1 protein-coding gene is annotated in these 1,407 nt (G+C 71.1%); it reads left to right on the top strand.

What is annotated here, in order from left to right; translation table 11 throughout:
• On the top strand, positions 1-1,407 hold a 1,407-nt coding region (locus WS91_RS07925; protein ID WP_059584661.1), incomplete at both ends, for an efflux transporter outer membrane subunit.

Genomic DNA, 1,407 nt, shown 5'->3' with positions numbered 1-1,407 from the left:
CGCCCTGCTCGCGACGGGCTGCACGCTCGCGCCGCGCTACGAGCGTCCGGCCGCGCCCGTGTCGGGCGCGTTCCCGACCGACGGCGTCTACGCCGCGCAGCCGGGCGCCGCGTCCGGCGCGCGCAGCGCGAACGGCCAGTCGGCCGTCGACATCGGCTGGCGCGAGTTCTTCGTCGATCCGCGCCTGCAGCGGCTCGTCGAGATCGCGCTGAGGAACAACCGCGATCTGCGCGTATCGGTGCTGAACGTCGAGGCCTCGCGCGCGCAGTATCAGATCACGCGCGCCGGCCTGTTCCCGACGCTCGACGGCACCGGCACGGGCTCGATCCAGCGCTATCCCGCCGGCGTGTCGACGACGCGCCAGCCGCTCATCTCGCGCGCCTACAACGTCGGCGTGTCCGCGTCGTGGGAGCTCGACCTGTTCGGCCGCGTGCAGAGCCTGAAGGACCAGGCGCTCGCGCAATATTTCGCGACCGCGCAGGCGCGCAAGGCCGCGGAGATCTCGCTCGTCGCGAGCGTCGCCGATCAGTACCTCTCGCTCCTGTCGACCGACGACCTGCTGCAGGTCACGGAGAACACGCTGAAGACGGCGCGCGCGTCGTACGACCTCACGAAGCTGCAGTTCGACAACGGCACCGGCTCGGAGCTCGATCTGCGGCAGGCGCAGACGGTCGTCGAGACGGCGCTCGCGAACCAGCAGGCGCAGGCGCGCGCGCGTGCGCAGGCGGTCAACGCGCTCGTGCTGCTGATCGGCGAGCCGCTGCCCGACGATCTGCCGGCCGGCCTGCCGCTCAACGCGCAGAACCTGCTGACCGACGTGCCGGCCGGGCTGCCGTCCGATCTGCTGACGCGGCGCCCCGACATCATGCAGGCCGAGGAGGCGCTGCGCGCGGCGAACGCGAACATCGGCGCGGCGCGCGCGGCGTTCTTCCCGAAGATCTCGCTGACGGCGGCGTTCGGCACCGCGAGCCCGACGCTCGGCGGCCTATTCAAGGCCGGCACGGCGGCGTGGTCGTTCGCGCCGAGCATCGCGTTGCCGATCTTCGAGGGCGGGCAGAACATCGCGAACCTCGATCTCGCGCACGTGCAGAAGCGCATCGAGATCGCGAACTACGAGAAGGCGATCCAGAGCGCGTTCCGCGAGGTGTCGGACGGGCTCGCCGCGCGCGGCACGTACGATCAGCAGATCGCGGCGCTCGAGCGCAACGAGCACGCGCAGCAGCGCCGCTACGATCTGTCGGACCTGCGCTACAAGAACGGCGTCGACAGCTATCTGTCGGTGTTGACCGCGCAGACCGATCTGTACACGGCGCAGCAGCAGTTGATCAGCGCGCGGCTCGCGCGCTGGACGAACCTCGTCGATCTGTACCGCGCGCTGGGCGGCGGCTGGATCGAGCGCGCGGGCGA

This window comes from Burkholderia sp. MSMB1498, assembly GCF_001526245.1.
GTDB lineage: Bacteria > Pseudomonadota > Gammaproteobacteria > Burkholderiales > Burkholderiaceae > Burkholderia > Burkholderia savannae.
Note: the sequence above shows the minus strand (reverse complement) of the source record. Positions and strands in the feature narration are given on the sequence as shown.